This window comes from Fictibacillus sp. WQ 8-8 (genome assembly GCF_024494405.1).
Lineage (GTDB): Bacteria > Bacillota > Bacilli > Bacillales > Fictibacillaceae > Fictibacillus_C > Fictibacillus_C marinisediminis.
On the sequence record NZ_JAMXKG010000001.1, the window covers coordinates 471841 to 490785 of the forward strand.

Here is an 18945-nt window from a genome sequence, read left to right on the forward strand (position 1 = left end):
AGCTCAACAAATGTTCTTAACTCTGTATAATTAAAAAAGAATTTGTTTTCCTTTTGAATTTTCTCTGCAATTAGATTTTTTTCATCATTAGTGAAATCCACTAAAAAATCGCCATCAATACTATCAATGATCTTAATAATAGTCTCAGTATCACTTATACTTGAAATAGATTGAATGGTGAAATTTAACTTTCCAACTCTATTTTGAATAAAATTTTGTAGTTCGGTTTCATTTGAAAACGGTTTTATGTTAATAATTTCGGATACAATTGAGCGTCATTTGTTGCATTAACGAACGCGTCAATTGCGTCTACCACATCAGTAGTTGTAGGAGCTGATGAAGCACCTAAGTCACCAAGATCTTGGAATAATGCTACTTTTGTTGAATGTAAGTCAGTTGCTAATTTTAATGCACCATCAACTGCAGGAGTAGCAGGTGTAGTAACAGCAGCTTTACCAAACAATTCAACTTTAGAGAATACATGATTTGCTGCAGATGGTACATAATTAGTTACTTTATCATTACGTTGAGCAACTAGAATACCCGCAACTTCAGCTTTAATAGTGCTGTTAGCATTTAAGAACGCTTTTGCATGTGCAGCTACGTCAACATCCGTATCAGATTTATATGCATTAGCAAGGTTTGTTAATGCAGTTGTTACAGCTGTTACATCATTAGATTTAGAAATTGTATCTAAATTCACCCCTAGAGATGCTTGAGTATTAACAGCAGAAATGAGAGATGTAATGTTAGCTACAGTGCTTGAAGGAGTAGCTGGTACTAAGGCTGTACGGTAATCAGCTAATTTGCTATCGTCAACAATAGTCATATCAAATTTAGCTGAACCTGTTTTATGGCTTGTTACATTCGCTAATTTTTGAAGGTTAGCTTTTACAGTAGTTAGATCAGTACCATTATCAGGTGCTCCAACTGCAGCTGTATTGTCAGTAGTACTCGCGATTGCAGTTACTACCGTTGATAATGCAGCTGAATCACCAGCTGTAATTACATTGGTTACGATATCTAAAACAGGAGAATCTGAAGACACTGAGTTAATAACAATTGAAGACTGATAAGTATTCAATGCTACAAAGTAGTCTTGCTTGTTATATTCATTTAATAATGCTGTAGTGTTGCTATCAGTAGTGTCAACATTTAATAGTGAAACTAGTAAGCGGTAAGCTTCAACTGGAGAAGTAGTCACCTTAAGTTGAGCTAGCGCAATAGTTTTGTCTGCATAAGCTAATTTAGTTGCTTTTGCAGTTTCACCAGTTGCATCATTCTTAACATAAGTTTGAATTAAACCTTTGTAAGTAGTTGCTTTAGTTAAATCTGTAACAGTCCCTTTATAAGTATCAATGTTGGTAGCATTTACAGAGTTAATTCCAGTTTGAATTGCTGTGAAAATAGCTGCTGCATTTCCAGTTGTGATACCAGATTTTGCTGATACACTAGCTGATGAGAACGCTGATTGAATAACCTCTGTGTAATCGTTAGATGAACCTGTTACAGCAACCCAATCAGGATTTACTCTCTCAAATGGGCTTCCTACTAATACAGAACGTACTTTTACTGAACTACTTTGAGCATCAAATAAGTTCCCTAGAATTGCTACCTTATCTGCAACAGTTACATTGCTGTTATTTACTTTTGTAACTGCAGCTTGAATTTCAGTAATAGTATCTGCACTTGAAGTTACAATTTCAGTTGCATAGTCACTTAGTGCATCTACATTTACACCTTGGATACCAGCAGCTAAAAGTGCATCATATAATTTTACTTCATTATAAGTAGAAGAATACGTAACGACATCTTGAATTTTCTTCAACAAATCAAGGTCGAATTTAGCTCCACCGACTGTCCAAACACCTGTAGGATCCGTAGTTAAAGAAGTTTTAAACTTCAAATATACTTCTTTTTGACCTTTTACTACATCCGAAGCTACAACTTCTACTTCTTTCCCAGAGTTATCAAGGACGGTTAATGTAAACCCTTCGATATCTTTATCAGGTGTTGGGATAACAACTGTAACACCAGTACGGGTAATCCACTTATGAATCTCCATACTTTACTAATTATTTAAGTTATATTAATCACATAAAATTTTATTAAAAGATGTTAAAATATTGAATTGGACCACCCAAATTATTACTTCAAATAAATTTTTTATATTACAAGTAATCTATTTTCAACACAATAATAATCAATTAAATTATTGTAGTTATGAAATACAACCGATAGTAAAAATACATCTAATATATGACAATTTCCTCCACCTCTTTTTCACGTGTAAAATTAAAATATCTCAAAGTAAATAAAAAAGACACTGAGTCTCAGCGTCTATGCGTTATTAATTGACCTTTATTTCTCAAAAATAATCTCAACAGAAATTTTTGCCCATTCGTCAGGATTTTGATTTGTACTATCTAATTCAATTAACACAGCCTTATAATTATGATTTTCTTTTAATAACTTATGAACTTCATAGGAATAATACTTTGGAATAAAACCGATTTTTTCCCCGGAAGTTGTTAAGACAGAAACCGCATATTTATCATAAATATTTTCAGTATCTAATTCTAATTTAATTGGATCACCTATGTTTAATTTATCAGCAACATCTTGAAATTTGTAATGGCGAGCTGCAGCTAAATCAAATGTAATATTAAACGGCTCACCTGGAGAATAGGTTATCGCTTTCACAAATTCAAAATTGTCAGTTGCTATTCGCCCTCTTGTAGCTTCTAATAGCTCTAGTTCTGTACAATCTGGATCCAAACCATACCTGTCAAGTATTTCTTGATAATCCGGTCGTTTTTGTTTAGGTAGACGGCTTTTTATACTTTTAAAAAGTGTATCCTTAATTTCATATTGTTTATTTAAATCAGGAAAATTTGGATAGTCTTTAAAGCCATGGGAAAGTGCATCATCAAGTTGAGGATTTTTATATTGAAAACGGTATGTTTCATCTTCTTCACTATATGAAAGTTCTCCTACTGTAAATCGTTGTCGAGATTCCGAATCTTTCCAGATCAATAGTAATTTATCTACTTTTTTCCCCATATTATCACCAATTCTAATTATTATGTCTCTTCTTTTTTTTAAATACTTAATAATAAATAATTTATGTTCATCTGTTATTATTGAACTTGGAATTTTTTCGACTAATTTCTTTATTTCATTATCTGATAGTCTTTTTAATTTGTCTATTAGAGATTTAACTTCATTTGGGAATATATAGCAAAGTTTCTTAACTAAAGAAAAATGGTATTCCTTTTTAACTGAATCCCATCCAATTTTTGATTTAGATCGGAAAATATATCTTAAAAAATCACCTTGTGAATGAAGATAATCCCTTACTTTTTCTTCAGATAACTCCCTACCTAAACAAGCGCTATTATCATACATCGGAGAAATAGCTATTTCGTCCTTTTTATCATGTCTAGTGATTCCCCAATTATCTTGGTGACGGTCCCCATTTGCTACTAAAGCATCAAATACGACTATAAACAAAAAATCTTTAAATAAATTATATGGGCTTAATACTTGATCGATAAGTTGAATATTATAACCAATATTTTTTTCATCATCATAATCAAATGGGAAAAACTTACCACCATCAAAGTGAGAAAAACCTACTTTTTCTTCTAAGAAAAAATAACTCAAACATCCTATTACACCATTTCTAACTGCTATCTCAACCTCTGCACATTGAAATTCCAAAATATTAGCAATTTCACTACATAGCTTTTCAGCCCAATGTTCTCCTCTATTTTCCCGTGGAATTTTAAACATAGCTACTCTATTTGTTATAGGATCCTTAATCCATTCTTTTTGGCGTTCTCCAACACCGGGGCCTTTATCTAATTCATCTTTTTCCCATGAACTAACATCAATTATTTGGTATTCCATAATACATACTCTTTTCTATATGATAAAGGTTTTATCCTTCTATTTAAGCTCTATATAATAGTAATATTACAAATTAAGTATACTATAGTTATTAAGCTTATTTTAAATGCTAGAAAATTCGTAATTTAGCGTTATTCACTCCTTTAAAAGAGTCTCGTTCATCTATTTCTTTCTGCAAAAGTTGAAAATATTTATATCTGCTAATCAGAGGTGCTGAGGATGCATTAAGTACATAGTTCATACTTATAGTATCCCAACGATATCCTTGTTGAGCCATAAATCTCGATAAGCTCTTAGGGTGGGAATAACCGACTTTTGGAGCCACTTCTTCTACCTTAAGTCCTTCATTAAATAGTTGCAGGATATGCCGAACCTTAACCTCTATTTCATTCATATACTTCCCCCCTACAATACATCCACTGCATCATGGAGTTCATCATTCAAGATATGTAGATAGATCTCTGTCGTTCGTAATGATGAATGCCCCAGCAGCTTTTGAATTTGAATTAAACTAACGCCATTTCTCAAAAGGTTGGTTGCAAAACTATGACGAATATTATGGCAGCTAACCTTTTTATTCCATCCCAGCTTTTCTACTTGATTTTTAATAAGAATCCTTGCATAACCCTGCGTGATTTTGCCACTTTTCTTTGTTGCAATAAGATATTCTGTTTTTATATCAGGCTTTTCATTCTCTAGATAATGGACCAGTATTTCTTTTAGCTTCTTACTGATTGGGACAATTCTTTCTTTTTTACCCTTGCCGTACACTTTAATTTGATTCTTGTTAAAATCCACATCTGTTGTTTTTAACAAACACAATTCATTAATCCTAATTCCTGAGTAGTAAAGAACTGAAATGATAATATAAGTTAACCCTTTTGAATGCACCAAGAGTTGCTGCATTTCTTCCTCATTTAAAGACTCTCTCACTTTCTTACTGAGAACTTTGCCACCCTTTCACATGGGTTAGAAAGTATCTTACCCTCACGCACACTATGTAACTTTCCTGAAAGTACTCCTTGTTTATAGTTAAAATATAAATGAAAGCCTCTTCCCGTTTTGGCTAACCATGTTGTAGGCACCTCTCCTTTTGATTTCAGCCACACAACAGCTTCTTCACTATCTAAATCTATAACAATGGTTTTGGAGATTGCTCCTGTTAAAATCCCTATGTTATTGTTATAGAAAGTGATACGTTTTCCATTATTTGATATGCCACGTCTTATAATAAGTAGCGTTAGAAAATGAAATACAAGATCTACCATTAGACCAAGTATCCTTGTTTGAGGAAGAAGATCACATTCAAGTACCCGTTTTGAGATATATATTTTCTGAATATCAATATGATAAGGAAAAAGATTTAATTGAAATTGTTAGGATGGACAAAAAGCGTTTGAAGGATCAAGAAGCTTTTATATTAGAGGCATATAACGATAAAATGGCCGCCGATGGGATATTAACAGGAGATCGACTACTCGTTATAAAACAAGCATATATATATTCTCATGAGGGATATAGCTGTATTTACAATCAAGAATAATCCTGCAATTATAGGGCGTTTGCAAAGGTATAAAAACTTATATTTGATAAAGTATAGTCATAAAAAATATAAAATAGATGTTGTAGAACAAAAAAATTTGAATATATTAGGTAAAATTATAGAGATTAATTCAATAAGAAAATTACAGTGACAGTAATGACGGTTGTGACGGTAAAAAGTTAATCCCCCTAAAAAGGGGATTTTTTTATTACGAACCATCCTCTACGGTTCTTTGTTCACTACAAAATTCCCTTCTATAGAAACAATAAAATCCCAAGAGATAGATATTACAGTCTATCTCTCGGGATTACTATGTTATTTAAAGAAGGGAATTCATTAAATCCTTAGATTTGATTTTCAACAGATACTGTAAGGTCTGGAGTTACACCTGCTACGTTAGCAGTAAAAGTAACATTAGATCCAATAGCAGCTACTGTATAACCTGTTACACTTACAGCAGCAGCAATTTTTGCTGCAACTTGAGAAGCAGTATCACCAGCAACAACAGCTACAAATGTTTTTGTACCATTTACAGTTACTGCAACAGTACCAGAGTTAGTAGCACCATGAGTTAAAGCTAATGTACCTTGTTCACTCACAGCTGGTGTTCCATCATTTGCTCCAGGAGTGGTTTCTAAAACTTCAGCCGCACCTTGTCGTGTTACTGAGAAAGTACCTACTACTCCTGCATCTGAAGCAGTAACAACTACGCCAGTTGTTTCAGCAGCAGTAACGTTACGTTGAGCAGAGTTATCACGAACTGATTTTACTAGTTGTACTTTAGGTGTAGCTGTAAGATCAGAAGAGGATTTTTCTTCCAATGATAATGTTACAGTGCTTCCAGAAGTATTAACGTCAGTAATTGTATATCCTTCTACTGCAAAGCTATCATATGAGATTGAGCTAGCTTGAAGGTTCTCAGAGAAGTTAACAACTACGCGATCAAATTTACCATCAGCATCCGTGTCAGCAATAGTACGAGTACCAATAGTTGCAGAAATGTTGTCAGTAGCACCAGTAACATTAACTGAAGAACCGTTAGAGATGCTTTGATCTGTAGTAAGACCACCAGCAGCAATTACTACATTGTTTGTAGCTAAGTCAGAAAGATCAGTAGCCCATTGGCTTGATGGAGCAGTTACTGTAACAGTCGCTTTTCCAACACCATTTACGTAAGTAGCAGCAGTAGCAGAAACTCCATCTACAGAAAACTTAGATACATCAATAGCATTTAGGTTTGTGTTAACTTCGAAAGTAATAACGTTACGGCTGATAGCTTTAACTTCGCTAATACTTGCAGAAGTTAAGTCTGCAGCTGAAAGTGCAACATCATTTGATAAAGCAGAAGTTGGGTTTCCAGCGTTATCGCGAACTTGACCAACCAAAAGGTGAGCAAGGTTTCCAGAACCAAGGCCAGCAACTGCAGCCGGGAAGTTGATAATTACTCCTTTTCCATCAGCAGCCAATGTAATAGTCGTATTAGCTGGTAAAGCTGAAGGGTTAGCACCTGTAACTGAAGCTAAACGATAGTTAGTAACATCTAATACAGATCCAGCACCAGAAGTAGCCATTTTGTCATTGAATTTTACAAATACTTTTTTAGTATCTGCAGTATAAGAAGCAGAAGTTACAGATGGAGCAGCAGTATCTGCAACAACGATTGATGTTGTATAAGCTGCAATCTTATTTGGAGTTAACGCTAAGTCTGAAATAGAATCAGCAGCGATACTTAATTTGTAAGTATCTCCATTTAAGCTACCTGTAGTAAGACGGTACGTATTACCAATTGTGTTAACAACATTGGATACAGCAACAGCATTATCAGAAGAATCTTTAAGTGCAAAATCAGATGCAGAAACACCAGTAACTGCTTCACTGAAAGTAACATCAACATGTGTGCTATCTACGTATTTAACTGCACTAACAGTTGGAGCAGTAGTATCAAGCTTAACATTTGCTGTAACAGATGTGCTTGCAACTTTGTTACCCCATTTATCTTGAAGTTGCTTTGTAACATCATCAGTGTTGTTTAAGAAGATTTTTACATCTCCAGCTGGCATTGGAGCAGCAAAGTTAACAGTTAATGTTTTATTATCAGATCCAAGTGACGTTACACCTTTGTAGCTACCATAGTTGTTACCAGTATGGTATACAGTGAAATCTGTATTTAAAGAGCCAGAACCTGCAAATGAAACTTCTTTATCGAATTCAAATACAGCAGTTGTTGGAGTTACAGATTTCAAAGTAGCAACTGGAGCTACAGTGTCTACAGCATAAGTAAATTTAATGTCGCTTGTTGGTAAAACATATCCTGCGAAATCTTTAATTTGGTTAGCTGCAGAAGTTCCAGTAGGGTTAATTTTAATTGTATGCTCACCTGCTGGAAGCATAGAACCTAACGTAAGTTCGATAGTATCAACTGTACCTGGAACTAGAACTGGTGCGGAACCTAAAGAATAAGTATTGTTATCGATAGAAAAAGCAGCGTTGTTAAGAGATGTAGCAGTAACAGGCTCAGAGAACTTGATTTGAACTTTGTTTGGAGCAGTTACTTTTGTAGATACTGCTTCTGGAAGTTTTACATCAAAAAAGCTAATGGTTTTAGTAGTACTTTCTACTACTTTTCCAGCAGCGTCTTTAACGTTTTCAACTTTCAAAGTCGCAGATGCTTGTTGTGCTTCAGAACCAGTAAGTGTAATTAAAACTGATTTTTTATCAGCTGAAAGTTCACGAGAAGCAATTGTTGTATTACCAGTATAAGTATAGTTAGCTGCTAATTCAGCTGAGTCAGCATCTAATTCTTTATTGAAAGTTACAAGAACCTGTTTAAGGTTAATCGCACTTACAGACTCAACTTTAGGAACTGCAAGTTCAGCTTTTTTAGCTTCGATTGCTTTTCCAGCGTCTTCGATGCGTTTAGAACTTTTTAGTTAAAAATACATATGGTTTTTCTCAAAGAATTCGTCTAGGGCAATACACAATATTTGCTTTTGGCTTAAGTTAGTGGAATCTGAGAACCTATTTATTTGCTTATCTACTTCTAAAGGAAACCTAAATGACTTATTTACGGATGGCTCGTTACTTTTCATGTACTTTTGAGCTTTTTTCCATAAGTCCTGGGTAGAATCATTTGGTTGCGTTGGGGCTTTAAGTAATGTTAATATCTTTTTTGCTTGAGTAAGGAGTTCAATCACATCTTTATTTTCTAATAAGTCCAGTGCATCTGTAGCTTGTTTACTTTCAGTTACTAAAACCTGACTATTCGTTTGTATAGGAGATGTTTTTTTACTTCCAATGTAAACATAATTCTGTTTTTCTTTACTCCATTTATAATCATATTTGCTCATAAACCGCGATATACTATTGGTTTGGGCGTAGCCGATTATCTGTGTGATTTCTTCTAAAGATTTCCCTTCACTAAACAGAGTAATAATTTGAGTTACTTTCTCACCATCCATTTCTTTTCCTCCTTATAATCTACTTACAGCTTCATGTAATTCTTCTGCATTGGTATGTAAATAAATCTCCGTAGTTCGCAGAGATGAATGCCCTAATAGCTTCTGAATTTGTAAAAGACTAACACCCTTTCTAAGAAGATTGCTTGCTGTGGAGTGTCTGAGAATATGACAAGTTATATTCTTCTCCCAACCAAGCTTCCTCTCGACCTCTTTTATCAAGTACCTAGCATATACTTGAGAGAACTTGCCTGTCTTTGATGTTGCGAAGAATCTTTTACTAAAGACTTTAGGTCTTAGAGAATCTAAATAAAAAGTAAGAATATCTTTAAGCTTTGGGCTTATAGGGATAATTCTGTCTTTCTTCCCCTTCCCTTCTTTAATATGGATTGTATTTGATGATAAACTCACATCATTTAAAGTTAAATTACACAGTTCACTAATCCTCATTCCTGTATAGTACAACGTTGAAATCAACACACCAGAAAAGGTTTTATCTCCTGCTGCTTGAACCATTTGTAAAACTTCTTCTTCTGTAAGTGCATGTCTTTCTTTTTTAGAGACAGAGAATTTTGATACCTTTGTACAAGGATTTACTTTTATTTTATTTTCTCTTACTGCATAATTCATGAAACTACTGAGGCAGTGTAATTGTCTTAGCCTACTAGTATCCGCATAGTTTTTCTGCCGCTTCAAATAGAATAGATATTTCTCTATTAATTTATGGTGGATATCTTGCAAAGTGGGCTTCCTTTCAGAGTTATCCATCAACCAATCATTAAACATGTATAGGTCATTTTTATACCCATTAATCGTTTCCTTACTTCGGTCTAACATTGGTAGATGTTCATAGATGAATTCATTAATATCATGTAATAAATATTGCATATTATATCCCCCTTAATATTGAATACATAATATTACATATACCAATTATAATATTACGCATACTATAAATATCGGTAAACCGATATATAAAATACTATATCGGTTTACCGATATTTTCAAGAGATATTTATCATCTTTACTGATGAATTAACTTAGGCTACACTTAAGATGGAATAAAGGTGGGAATTGAATGTCGATACGATTTGGATTAAAAGAGCTATTAATAGAAAAAAATATATCGCAAAAAAGGCTTTCAGAACTAACTGGATTAAGACCAAATACAATTAGTGACATTTGTTCAAATAAAGTGACTGGAATTAAGCTTAGTACGGTTGAAATCTTATGTAAGTCATTAAATGTAGAAATCCAAGATTTAATTAGGATGACCAGGGAATAGAAAAAAACCGAATTCATATGAACTCGGTTTTTATTGATTCTTTTCTTATTTCTTATTCCAAGGATTTTCGAGAGTAGTGAGCAGCTAACGCTTGTAGACTCATGTCTTCAATGGTAAATCCATCTCCAGAGAAAACAACTAATTCATATCCACTACTTTCCCTATTTCTTCTTACTTCACCTATAGCAGTAAGAATTACATTTTGGTATTCATTAATATATCTTTCAATATTATGAAAGAGACCATTATATTCAGGACTATTGGCAAAAAATACTTCTTCAAATTTCACTAATACTTCGCTACGGTTCCATATTGTAGTTATAAAAGCACTTTTTTCTGAAAAAGTTATGTCTTTAATCTCTCCTATTAATAACCGATGCTTCCCTATATCTGCAACATTAAATGCATCTGCAGTTCTTTTAAGTATATTTGGTCCACGTTTAACCTTTTCTCCTTCTACAACATCTTCTTCTTCATTAGTGGAAACTATTTTAATGGCAGGGACTTCTTTTTTACCAATAGTTTTTGGTTTCTTTTTATTTGGTTTTTTAGTTTTGTTTTTTTGCTTTTCTTTCTCTTCGTCTGACATTTTTGCTAGACGATATGCTTCTTTTAAAGCATTTTTCTTTCTTTCTGAACTTAAGACTACACTAATAGTCTGTTCTGCGCTTACTCCAAGTCTCGCAGCTATGCGTTCAAAATGAAATAAACATTCTTCTGTATGATTCTCTTTTTTCCAAGTCCTGAAATAACTAGGTTTTGCTGTGCGGAAAACAAATGCCAACTTTGCATTACAATCTGGAGTAGTACAAAATAAATTGTTTTTGTATGTACTTTGATAAGATTTCAAGTCCACTTCTACTACTTTTAATTCTTGTTCCTTACCGTCCTTTCGAAAAATTGCGGAAGTAATACTAACAGCCATGATGTCACCCCACTTTAACTTTTTATATATTATATTTCGACAGCATACAACAAATACCTTTAAAGTATAAAAATTACATATTGGTATTATTTAATTTATTCCCGTTTTGTATAAGAAGCGGGAATCATAGACACCCCTTGATTTTATTGTGCAAATTCATTCCCTATTTTCATTCCCTAAATAAGATGGTATAATCAATAAAAATATACATAAAAAGGAAGTGCATACACTTTGATATTTGGCTACTGTCGCGTTTCTACCAAAGAGCAAAACTTAGATACACAAATACAACAACTACAATCCTATAAGTGTGATGTTATTGTAGAAGAAAAACATACAGGTGCAACATTGAAACGACCAGAACTGGATAAGCTGCTTAATAAAATGCTAGATGGTGATAAATTAATTGTTACTAGAGTAGATAGACTAGGAAGGAATACACGAGAGCTACTTACATTAGTAGAAAAATTACAGATAAGAGGGATTACACTCTTTATTATTGAGTTAGGTATAGAAGCCACTCATAGAAACGGTAAACTATTTCTTACCATATTATCTGCTCTAGCTGAAAATGAGAGGGAGCTACTTGCTGAAAAACGTAGTGCTGGCATAAAACTAGCGAAAGAACGCGGAGTTAAACTAGGTAGAAAGGGAAAGAAAAAAGGACAAGTTGAACACGCAATTGAATTGTGGTTATCCAACAAATACACTATTAAGGAAATAGAGAAGAAAACTGATGTAGCAAAATCAATTCTATACAGAGAGATACAAAAAAGAGAGATTAAAAGGAATGCTATTTAACCACTTTAAATTACTGGTACTTGTCTTTACCTCTCTTTATGTTTACAATCGAAACCTACTCGTTAATTACATATACCCAAGTAAATCATACATTGTAAATTTAATAGTGACTGTAAAAGTCCACTCGCCTTATCTAGTAAAAGAAGGTATTAACTAAATAATTTCCTAATATATCTGCTATCGTCTCGTCTATATACGCTGCATGTCCAGCTGAGGAACTATGCAAACTAAGGAGGATATTATGACAGCAATTGAACTATGGGACTTAACATTAAAAGAGATTAAAGATAAAATCTCAGCACCTGCATATAACCAATGGTTTAAACCAACAATGGTTGGTCACATAGACGGAAGCACACTTGTGGTTTTATGTGAAGATGAAATGCAGCGCAATTGGTTGGAAGCCCGCTACACTTCGCTTGTTAGCGAGATAGCATATGAAATTGATAACAATTTTGAAAATGTATTATTCATACTACATGAGAAATCAGGATTTCTAAATTAGAAACTTTTTTAAAACACTAAGGAGGACCCAAATTGGTCCTCCTGAAACGTCCTGGTGCGTTTGAATTCATTAAACCATTTATAATATATTAACAAAACCATGTACAACTTTATCTATCTGGCTAGCTAAAAAAGTTCCATCTTCCGCAACTGTTCGAACTCTGTTTAATGCTTCAGTTGCTCTACGAATTAATGATGGTTTAGGAATATTGCCCGACTCTATAGTAATAGTTGCTTCTTCTACAAAATCTATTGCATCTTCTTTGTCATTAATATTTTCGATGTCAGCCTTTTTTAAATGAGTAATCAGCTCTTTCGCAACTGTTAGTAATTCTTGATTACTAGCCTGGTTATTTATTTGGTTAGCATGAAGGTCACCAGTTTCTGTGAAATTAAGTTGTCCAACATTCCCTTGTACTAAAAACTTCGCATTTGGTTTTTCATCTATACCCAATTCAATCGACATCCCATCTAAATAATCTGTTATATGATTAACAAATAGTTTCACAACTTCTCTATTGAATGCACGTATACTATCAGATATCTTTGCTCCCCGATATATGGCATAAGAACGTGTTATTGTGTCATATCTATCGAATTCACCAGTCACGTGCTTTAATAATTGATAAATAAAGCTAACTTCTTCATTGATTTCTAGCGGTATTTCAAATTTATCATAATACTCTTGTTCGGCAATAATTTGGCTAATATTATAATCTTGCTTGAAATTTTTGCTTATAAAATCACTGATTATTGGCTCACTATCAATAAAATTAATAAATCTTTTTGCCAACCGCATTGCTTCATATGTATCTTCAGAATTTAATAAATCCCCAGCAAACCTTCTAAATTGTCTGGATAGTAGTTTGAACTCCTTTATTTCTATTAGCTTTTCCATTTAGTTCACCCCGCAATATGGACAAAATGGGTTTGTTCTCTTAGAAAGTAATGAAAGCTTAGCCCTTCTATCGCAACATTTGAATTCGATTTTTTCCAAATCATCATTTTCATAAAGAACTCTTGGTTTATTAGTGGGCAGAGGTCGACCTTTTTTGAAGGTAATGTTCTTACTTCTTTTCGAAGTTTTTTCAAATCCCTTCAACATATCATTTATCATATTTACTGCTTCATTCCTAGCAACTGTTTTTGCGTGTTCTAAAATATCTTCTGTATAATAAGTATTGATTGGACTTGGAATTCCACAGCTTGGACAAAATAGTTCTAGAACGTTATCCGCTTGTACTTCACTAGTTTGTAATTTAAATTCTTCTCCACAAAATGTACATTTAAAAGAGATAAAATTTTCAATGTCACTTTGTTTTGAAATAATAAAGTTTTTTCTCACTTTGGAATCCCCTTCTTTAGCACGAAAGGAAGCATTCTACTTTTCCTTAATGCCCAATTTAATCTTTATTTCAAACAAATCTCTAATGAGGCCAGTTACCTCACAAGCAGCTTATGAAATGATTCTTGCAGTTCATCTTTAAAGTTCTCTTCGTACAACTCTAAAGAAAAGCTAACACTAGCATCAATATTAGTTGCAACCCATTCTTCATACAAAAGAGCCACTTTTCTTGCCAACTTTAAATCAGGAGTTTCTTGTCTATAACCAGGTACTCTATGGGCAGAGTATTGATTTCTCCAATCCAATAATTGTTTCCAATATGATTGATAATCCTCTATCCCTATACCTAATCCAGATATAATTATCGATGTAAACTCCATATTTAACCCCAATTTACGCCAGTGAATTTCATTTTTCTCTGTGCCAAATATCATGCACCAGAGATTGATAGCTTGGTAATAATGTGAGTTTATAGTATATACCCAAAATTCTGTTGAGCCATAGCTTGTAATGTCTTCAAATTTTTCGTGAAGAAATTTAAAACTTGCATAATGAAAAAGGAAATCTTTAAGAGTATGGTATTGCTCAGTTAAAATAGCCTCATTATAATTCATGTTCAGCTCCAATTATTTTAGAATATTTTCTAAACGTTCATATGATTTGCCATCACCTCTTACATTTACACATTTGCTATTTCGATTATATAAACAAACAACTTGCCTTTTATTCCATTTAAAGTAATTATATACCATACATATCTTTGCTTGAACACAAAGTATTTGGCATCAGAGTTTTTTAAATATTGACATTAATTTTTGTGAAGCCAAAAGAAAAAAAGAGCAGTTATCTGCTCATTGAAAATGTAAATAAAATTCAGGTTTTATTTAATTTTTGTAGTCACTTTCTCTCCCTTTTTCGTCTATAGAATTTTTTTTGAGACTTTGCAAAACCTCTTCTACCTTTTTCGTTAAAAATAGGGTCAATGTGATATATAAAACCGCGTTCCATTTCATCTCTTTCTATATCATCCTCAACTAATATATATTGGATAAATTGGTAATTATGTTTGTAATCAGCCTCTGTTAGGTGAGCTTGAATCCTTTGTCTAAGTACCATTGATTGTCCAATATATAGAATTCTTCTATCAGCGTTACTTAAAAAATAGATACCTTTATCATTATTTTTAATGTACTTATAAAGTTTCCCTCTTACCTCACCTAAATCGAGTTCATGCAAGCCCTCTATTCCTTGAAGTCTATCCATAAAAATTCCTCCTTTTTTATGTTTATAACATCTAAAAAAGGAATGAACAAAGGGGGTAATTTCCAGGATATTCTTTATCTTGGCATTAATATCCTCTGTGCTTTTATCGGTTATTTGACTTAAGCAAACATTAACTGAATTTATTTTGGCAATAACATAAGGAAAAAATTTTTTAAATAAGCTATGTTAAACATTTATGTTGATATTTGTATAAACGAACATTCGTTCTATAATGGGTGTATAAGAACAAAAGCGGGTGGTTCATAATGGCACTGAGGGATATTATAAAAGAGATTCAAAAATTAACCACCGCAGAGTTAAAAGATTTTTTCATAAAATCATTTGCCTCTTATTCCGCAAGTGAGCCTATCTTTAAAGATATATCTGAACAGAAACATAAAGATGGCTACACCTGCACACATTGCTATTCAACCAACGCCGTCCGCTTTGGGAAGTATCGAATTAAAGCTGGAACGAAAGTTATTGAACGTCAGCGATACCGCTGCAAGGACTGCGGAAAAACATTTACGGATGTAACCAATACCCCGTTAAAGGGAACCCACCTTCCCCATAAATGGCTGGATTTTATCCATTGTATGATTGAGGGGCATTCATTACGGAAGGCATCAGAACTAATCGGTGTTCATCACGTCACCCTGTTCTACTGGCGGCACAAAGTATTATCCGCCTTGAAACAGATGGACATCGACCAATTTTCAGGTATCGTTGAAATGGACGAGACCTATTTCCTGTACTCTGAAAAAGGGAAACGGAAGATAATTGGACGTAAAGCTCGCAAGCGTGGTGGTGCTTCCCAATTTCGTGGCATTAGCAAGGAACAGGTCTGCGTCTTAGTTGCGAGAGACCGCCAAAAGCAAACTTTCTCAAAAGTGTTAGGACAGGGTCGCATTGTTAAATCGAAACTTGAACAAGCAATCGGCTTTAAGGTTTCCACTACGAATACCCTTTGTACAGATGCTTGGCGGGCTTCAAAGCCTATGCAAAAGAAAAAGGAATTGAGCATTACCCGTTCAAATCCGATGGAAAAGAAAGGGTCAAAGGGCTTTACCATATCCAAAATGTAAATAACTATCACAGCCGCTTAAAGGGCTGGATGAACCGTTTTAATGGTGTGGCTACCAAGTATCTCGACCATTATCTGAGCTGGTTTCTGTTCCTGGATGTAATCCGTTTCCGAAACAACTCTACAACTGTAAGTGAGATGATTGTCGATAGCTGCTTATTTCAGACAGTGGCTACTTATGATAAATTAAGGTTATCAACATTCAGGGTTTCACCTTCCTTGTTCAACTAACGGGCAGTTTAGTTTAATAGAGGAGAGTTTACTATAAAAAATATAAATATCGGTTTAACGTTTTTATTATTGAGTTCAATTATCTATGCTTCTGCATTGATTTCACTTAAGGGTAAACGTTAATGTTGTTAAAGCTATGCGATAATAGTATTGTAAATTTATTCCATTTTGATTACAATGGTAATTGTATTATGATGATTCCAAAGGAGGACATATATGAACCGTATAGCCCACTTTGAAATGCAGGTATCAAATACAGAAAAGACAATTGAATTTTATAAAAATATTTTTGGATGGAAGATAGAGCCGTTTGGGGATTACGGATACAATTTTATAACTACGGATGAAGAAGGCGTTGAAGTAACAGGTGGAATCTTACCCTCTCCCGATGGTCAAGCACGTGTAATTAATACAATTGAAGTAAATAATCTAGAAGAATCGTTGGAAAAAGTCCAAGAAAATGGCGGAGAAACGATATATCCAAAAATGGCACTTCCAGGACGTGGATTTGTTGCATACTGTCAGGGTCCCGAAGGACTTTTGTTTGGCATATTCCAACCAGATAAAAACGCTCAATAATTAAGTTTAGGAAGACAGTTATTTGTGAAAGGACGTGTGCTTCAATGAACCATGAGGTCTCCTCTTTTATCGATAGTCTTAATCAACCCTGGAAGGTAGAAGTTTGTAATCAACTTCGCCACCTAGTCCATAAAACGATACCAGAAGTCGAAGAGCGGATTCAATACAAAAAGCCACATTTCCTGAAGAACGGGCAATACGCGGCGGTAATTTCTCCCTCCAAGGATGCAATTGCTTTTATGATTATGAATGCCTCTAACCTGGATGTCCCTGTGGGTTTTGAGGGTCCTACTGAACGAAAATGGCTCAAAATTCGTGAAGGTGATTCGCCAGATTACGATTTGCTTTCCGAGTTGCTAGTTCGGGCATCCAGTTCACTCTAATTCCATATGAATAAACAAAAGCAAGGATACCATTTGTGTAAAGCATCCTTGCTTTTAATTATTCAGCTATCGACTTCACTGAAAAATGAGAGAGTAATACCACTGTATATAGTTACTTTTTCCCTCTTCTTGTGAAAAGTTTCACTTAAACTAAAGGGGGCTAATCTTCAATATGGATTTAAAACAAAGGACCCCAAATCGGGTCGTTATTTTTATGGTCATTTATCAACAATATTATTTAACATAGCTTTTAAATAAAAAGAGGGCTATCGCCCTCTTAGATACTTAAACTATGTTGCGATGAACTCTGTGAGACAAGACTGTTTATCATTGTTGTCTCATCGTCTTCATCGTCACACCACCCAAATTCATCTTCTTTCTGATTTGTAGGTTTATCGTCTAAAAAATAACTATAGTCCCTAGTATCTTTACTCTGGTATTTAGACTGTGGACGACTCAGTTCCTCTATTATTTCTTTCCGTTGCTCCTCTTCTTGAAGTTGTACTAATTTAGCATCTATCCCATCACGATTAATTTTAGCTTGTGCCTCATTCATTAGCTTTTCCATTGATTGTTTTCCATTGGAACTTTTACTTATTCCCTCTATTCTTTTAGCAGCTAGTTGTTTTAGTGTTTCACAATCTGTTGTTAAATATATATACATATCATTAACGTTTAGGATTGAATTTCTAGTAAACCATTGATGACTTCGATTTTCAGTGGATTCGCTAACTTCCTCTACTAAAGAAGCACTCCCTTTACCATTATTAGATTCTTTATTGAGGGTATATTTATTTGTTTGTTGCTTAGGCTTACCAATACTATCTAAATAGTATTGTCCCCTTTCTTTTATTATCAATCCATTCTCCACGCACGATTTGATAATTTTGACAGCCGTTTGGTGGGAAACATTTAGAATTGATTCCCATTCATCGTATGAAATCCTATAATTAGAAGGCTTATCACTATTAATAAAACTACGCCATTTTGTATATATTAGGACCTTAAATTGCTCAGGGTTATTAGCTTTAACATAAAATTCATGTGTTATTTCAGTAAACCCATAGTACGTCCAGTTGCTACACCTTACTTTGTCAACGAATATTGAATTATCTGTATTAAATAATCGAACTTCAAGGTACGATGTATTTTTGAGTGCGCTATCTAAACAGTTAAATTGAATATATCCTTTGTTCTTTAGATTTAATAACGCTACCCTAATTCTATTCTTACCCCTAGTTTTATTACTCTTCTCTAATTCAATCATAGAATGTAGTAGTTCTATATTGGTAATAACCTTTTTTGTGTCTCTTGCTGAGACATTAACTGCCAAGTGATAATATACTAGAAGCTCGTCATTCGTCACAAAATATTCGCTTCCGAAGGCAAACATCTTATTGGGTATTTGTACAAAATATTCTCCCATTTATTCATCTCCTATTCTTTCAACCTCCTATATGTTTAATGTTTATAGTATTTTTTTATTGTTTTTCTTTCTAATGTTTATACTGTCTAGAGGCTGTTTATTTTCAGACAGTATTTTAATTAAAAACACTAATTTTTGTATAAATCTGTACATAATTAAAATTAAGTTGTATATTTTTATACAATATTTAAGCATAAAAAAAACTAACA

Annotated in this window: 21 protein-coding genes; 7 read left to right on the plus strand and 14 right to left on the minus strand. The window is 33.7% G+C overall.

Annotated elements, in window-relative coordinates:
- Positions 1 to 244 precede the first annotated feature (244 nt).
- The 5 genes from M1K46_RS02300 to M1K46_RS02320 all read right to left on the minus strand — a co-directional run bounded on the left by M1K46_RS02300 (position 245) and on the right by M1K46_RS02320 (position 5180).
- Positions 245 to 2065 carry a hypothetical protein gene (locus M1K46_RS02300; protein WP_256224701.1) on the minus strand — a complete coding sequence of 607 codons (1821 nt, stop codon included), beginning with the start codon at positions 2063 to 2065 and terminating at the stop codon, positions 245 to 247.
- Between the two features lie 296 nt (positions 2066 to 2361).
- On the minus strand, positions 2362 to 3912 hold the full coding sequence (locus M1K46_RS02305; protein ID WP_256224702.1) for an HIRAN domain-containing protein: 1551 nt from the start codon (positions 3910 to 3912) through the stop codon (positions 2362 to 2364).
- A gap of 109 nt (positions 3913 to 4021) precedes the next feature.
- Positions 4022 to 4306, minus strand: a complete 285-nt coding sequence (locus M1K46_RS02310) for a hypothetical protein (RefSeq protein WP_256224703.1) — start codon at positions 4304 to 4306, stop codon at positions 4022 to 4024.
- 11 nt (positions 4307 to 4317) lie between these two features.
- A complete protein-coding gene (locus M1K46_RS02315) occupies positions 4318 to 4845 on the minus strand; it encodes a tyrosine-type recombinase/integrase (protein WP_256224704.1) in 528 nt (175 codons plus the stop codon).
- Positions 4842 to 5180, minus strand: a complete 339-nt coding sequence (locus M1K46_RS02320) for a bifunctional DNA primase/polymerase (RefSeq protein WP_256224705.1) — start codon at positions 5178 to 5180, stop codon at positions 4842 to 4844. The genes M1K46_RS02315 and M1K46_RS02320 overlap by 4 nt, the downstream gene beginning before the upstream one ends.
- A 14-nt stretch (positions 5181 to 5194) precedes the next feature.
- Here M1K46_RS02320 and M1K46_RS02325 point away from each other — a divergent pair, with 14 nt between their 5' ends.
- Positions 5195 to 5455 (plus strand): hypothetical protein, encoded by a 261-nt coding sequence (locus M1K46_RS02325; RefSeq protein ID WP_256224706.1) that lies wholly within the window; start codon positions 5195 to 5197, stop codon positions 5453 to 5455.
- 344 nt (positions 5456 to 5799) lie between these two features.
- On the opposite strand, the gene M1K46_RS02330 is transcribed toward M1K46_RS02325, so the two are convergent.
- The 3 genes from M1K46_RS02330 to M1K46_RS02340 all read right to left on the minus strand — a co-directional run bounded on the left by M1K46_RS02330 (position 5800) and on the right by M1K46_RS02340 (position 9798).
- Positions 5800 to 8112: a hypothetical protein gene (locus M1K46_RS02330; protein ID WP_256224707.1), complete on the minus strand. Its 2313-nt coding sequence runs from the start codon at positions 8110 to 8112 to the stop codon at positions 5800 to 5802.
- A 273-nt stretch (positions 8113 to 8385) separates the two neighbouring features.
- Entirely contained in the window at positions 8386 to 8913 is a 528-nt protein-coding gene (locus M1K46_RS02335; protein ID WP_256224708.1) for a hypothetical protein, read from the minus strand.
- A 12-nt stretch (positions 8914 to 8925) separates the two neighbouring features.
- On the minus strand, positions 8926 to 9798 hold the full coding sequence (locus M1K46_RS02340) for a tyrosine-type recombinase/integrase (RefSeq protein WP_256224709.1): 873 nt from the start codon (positions 9796 to 9798) through the stop codon (positions 8926 to 8928).
- 190 nt (positions 9799 to 9988) lie between these two features.
- On the opposite strand from M1K46_RS02340, the gene M1K46_RS02345 reads away from it, so the two are divergent.
- Positions 9989 to 10195 (plus strand): helix-turn-helix domain-containing protein, encoded by a 207-nt coding sequence (locus M1K46_RS02345; RefSeq protein WP_256224710.1) that lies wholly within the window; start codon positions 9989 to 9991, stop codon positions 10193 to 10195.
- A gap of 52 nt (positions 10196 to 10247) precedes the next feature.
- Here M1K46_RS02345 and M1K46_RS02350 read toward each other — a convergent pair whose 3' ends face one another.
- Entirely contained in the window at positions 10248 to 11120 is an 873-nt protein-coding gene (locus tag M1K46_RS02350) for a hypothetical protein (protein ID WP_256224711.1), read from the minus strand.
- A gap of 231 nt (positions 11121 to 11351) precedes the next feature.
- Between M1K46_RS02350 and M1K46_RS02355 the strand changes: the two genes are divergently transcribed.
- Positions 11352 to 11921 carry a recombinase family protein gene (locus tag M1K46_RS02355; RefSeq protein ID WP_256224712.1) on the plus strand — a complete coding sequence of 190 codons (570 nt, stop codon included), beginning with the start codon at positions 11352 to 11354 and terminating at the stop codon, positions 11919 to 11921.
- A gap of 241 nt (positions 11922 to 12162) precedes the next feature.
- Positions 12163 to 12426, plus strand: coding sequence for a DnaA N-terminal domain-containing protein (locus M1K46_RS02360; RefSeq protein WP_256224713.1), 264 nt, complete (start codon positions 12163 to 12165; stop codon positions 12424 to 12426).
- A 78-nt stretch (positions 12427 to 12504) separates the two neighbouring features.
- Here the strand turns inward: M1K46_RS02360 and M1K46_RS02365 are convergent, their stop codons facing one another.
- The 4 genes from M1K46_RS02365 to M1K46_RS02380 all read right to left on the minus strand — a co-directional run bounded on the left by M1K46_RS02365 (position 12505) and on the right by M1K46_RS02380 (position 15033).
- A complete protein-coding gene (locus tag M1K46_RS02365) occupies positions 12505 to 13323 on the minus strand; it encodes a hypothetical protein (RefSeq protein ID WP_256224714.1) in 819 nt (272 codons plus the stop codon).
- Complete coding sequence (locus M1K46_RS02370; RefSeq protein ID WP_256224715.1) at positions 13324 to 13770, minus strand: hypothetical protein; 447 nt, start codon at positions 13768 to 13770, stop codon at positions 13324 to 13326. It lies immediately after the preceding gene.
- Between the two features lie 95 nt (positions 13771 to 13865).
- A complete protein-coding gene (locus M1K46_RS02375) occupies positions 13866 to 14384 on the minus strand; it encodes a hypothetical protein (protein ID WP_256224716.1) in 519 nt (172 codons plus the stop codon).
- A gap of 283 nt (positions 14385 to 14667) precedes the next feature.
- Positions 14668 to 15033: a GIY-YIG nuclease family protein gene (locus M1K46_RS02380; protein WP_256224717.1), complete on the minus strand. Its 366-nt coding sequence runs from the start codon at positions 15031 to 15033 to the stop codon at positions 14668 to 14670.
- Positions 15034 to 15299: 266 nt separating this feature from the next.
- Here M1K46_RS02380 and M1K46_RS02385 point away from each other — a divergent pair, with 266 nt between their 5' ends.
- The 3 genes from M1K46_RS02385 (at position 15300) to M1K46_RS02395 (ending at position 17310) form a co-directional block, all read left to right on the plus strand.
- Entirely contained in the window at positions 15300 to 16118 is an 819-nt protein-coding gene (locus M1K46_RS02385; protein ID WP_256224718.1) for an IS1595 family transposase, read from the plus strand.
- 446 nt (positions 16119 to 16564) lie between these two features.
- Entirely contained in the window at positions 16565 to 16927 is a 363-nt protein-coding gene (locus tag M1K46_RS02390) for a VOC family protein (RefSeq protein ID WP_256224720.1), read from the plus strand.
- Between the two features lie 44 nt (positions 16928 to 16971).
- Entirely contained in the window at positions 16972 to 17310 is a 339-nt protein-coding gene (locus M1K46_RS02395; RefSeq protein ID WP_256224721.1) for a DUF1801 domain-containing protein, read from the plus strand.
- 277 nt (positions 17311 to 17587) lie between these two features.
- On the opposite strand, the gene M1K46_RS02400 is transcribed toward M1K46_RS02395, so the two are convergent.
- Entirely contained in the window at positions 17588 to 18736 is a 1149-nt protein-coding gene (locus M1K46_RS02400) for a hypothetical protein (RefSeq protein ID WP_256224722.1), read from the minus strand.
- Between the last annotated feature and the right edge of the window lie 209 nt (positions 18737 to 18945).

Excerpts from the sequence above, each read along its gene's own strand:
- M1K46_RS02300 (WP_256224701.1), bottom strand. The coding sequence starts at position 2,065 with ATGGAGATTCATAAGTGGATTACCCGTACTGGTGTTACAGTTGTTATC.
- M1K46_RS02305 (WP_256224702.1), bottom strand. The coding sequence starts at position 3,912 with ATGGAATACCAAATAATTGATGTTAGTTCATGGGAAAAAGATGAATTA.
- M1K46_RS02310 (WP_256224703.1), bottom strand. The coding sequence starts at position 4,306 with ATGAATGAAATAGAGGTTAAGGTTCGGCATATCCTGCAACTATTTAAT.
- M1K46_RS02320 (WP_256224705.1), bottom strand. The coding sequence starts at position 5,180 with ATGGTAGATCTTGTATTTCATTTTCTAACGCTACTTATTATAAGACGT.
- M1K46_RS02335 (WP_256224708.1), bottom strand. The coding sequence starts at position 8,913 with ATGGATGGTGAGAAAGTAACTCAAATTATTACTCTGTTTAGTGAAGGG.
- M1K46_RS02340 (WP_256224709.1), bottom strand. The coding sequence starts at position 9,798 with ATGCAATATTTATTACATGATATTAATGAATTCATCTATGAACATCTA.
- M1K46_RS02345 (WP_256224710.1), top strand. The coding sequence starts at position 9,989 with ATGTCGATACGATTTGGATTAAAAGAGCTATTAATAGAAAAAAATATA.
- M1K46_RS02350 (WP_256224711.1), bottom strand. The coding sequence starts at position 11,120 with ATGGCTGTTAGTATTACTTCCGCAATTTTTCGAAAGGACGGTAAGGAA.
- M1K46_RS02360 (WP_256224713.1), top strand. The coding sequence starts at position 12,163 with ATGACAGCAATTGAACTATGGGACTTAACATTAAAAGAGATTAAAGAT.
- M1K46_RS02365 (WP_256224714.1), bottom strand. The coding sequence starts at position 13,323 with ATGGAAAAGCTAATAGAAATAAAGGAGTTCAAACTACTATCCAGACAA.
- M1K46_RS02375 (WP_256224716.1), bottom strand. The coding sequence starts at position 14,384 with ATGAATTATAATGAGGCTATTTTAACTGAGCAATACCATACTCTTAAA.
- M1K46_RS02380 (WP_256224717.1), bottom strand. The coding sequence starts at position 15,033 with ATGGATAGACTTCAAGGAATAGAGGGCTTGCATGAACTCGATTTAGGT.
- M1K46_RS02385 (WP_256224718.1), top strand. The coding sequence starts at position 15,300 with ATGGCACTGAGGGATATTATAAAAGAGATTCAAAAATTAACCACCGCA.
- M1K46_RS02390 (WP_256224720.1), top strand. The coding sequence starts at position 16,565 with ATGAACCGTATAGCCCACTTTGAAATGCAGGTATCAAATACAGAAAAG.
- M1K46_RS02395 (WP_256224721.1), top strand. The coding sequence starts at position 16,972 with ATGAACCATGAGGTCTCCTCTTTTATCGATAGTCTTAATCAACCCTGG.
- M1K46_RS02400 (WP_256224722.1), bottom strand. The coding sequence starts at position 18,736 with ATGGGAGAATATTTTGTACAAATACCCAATAAGATGTTTGCCTTCGGA.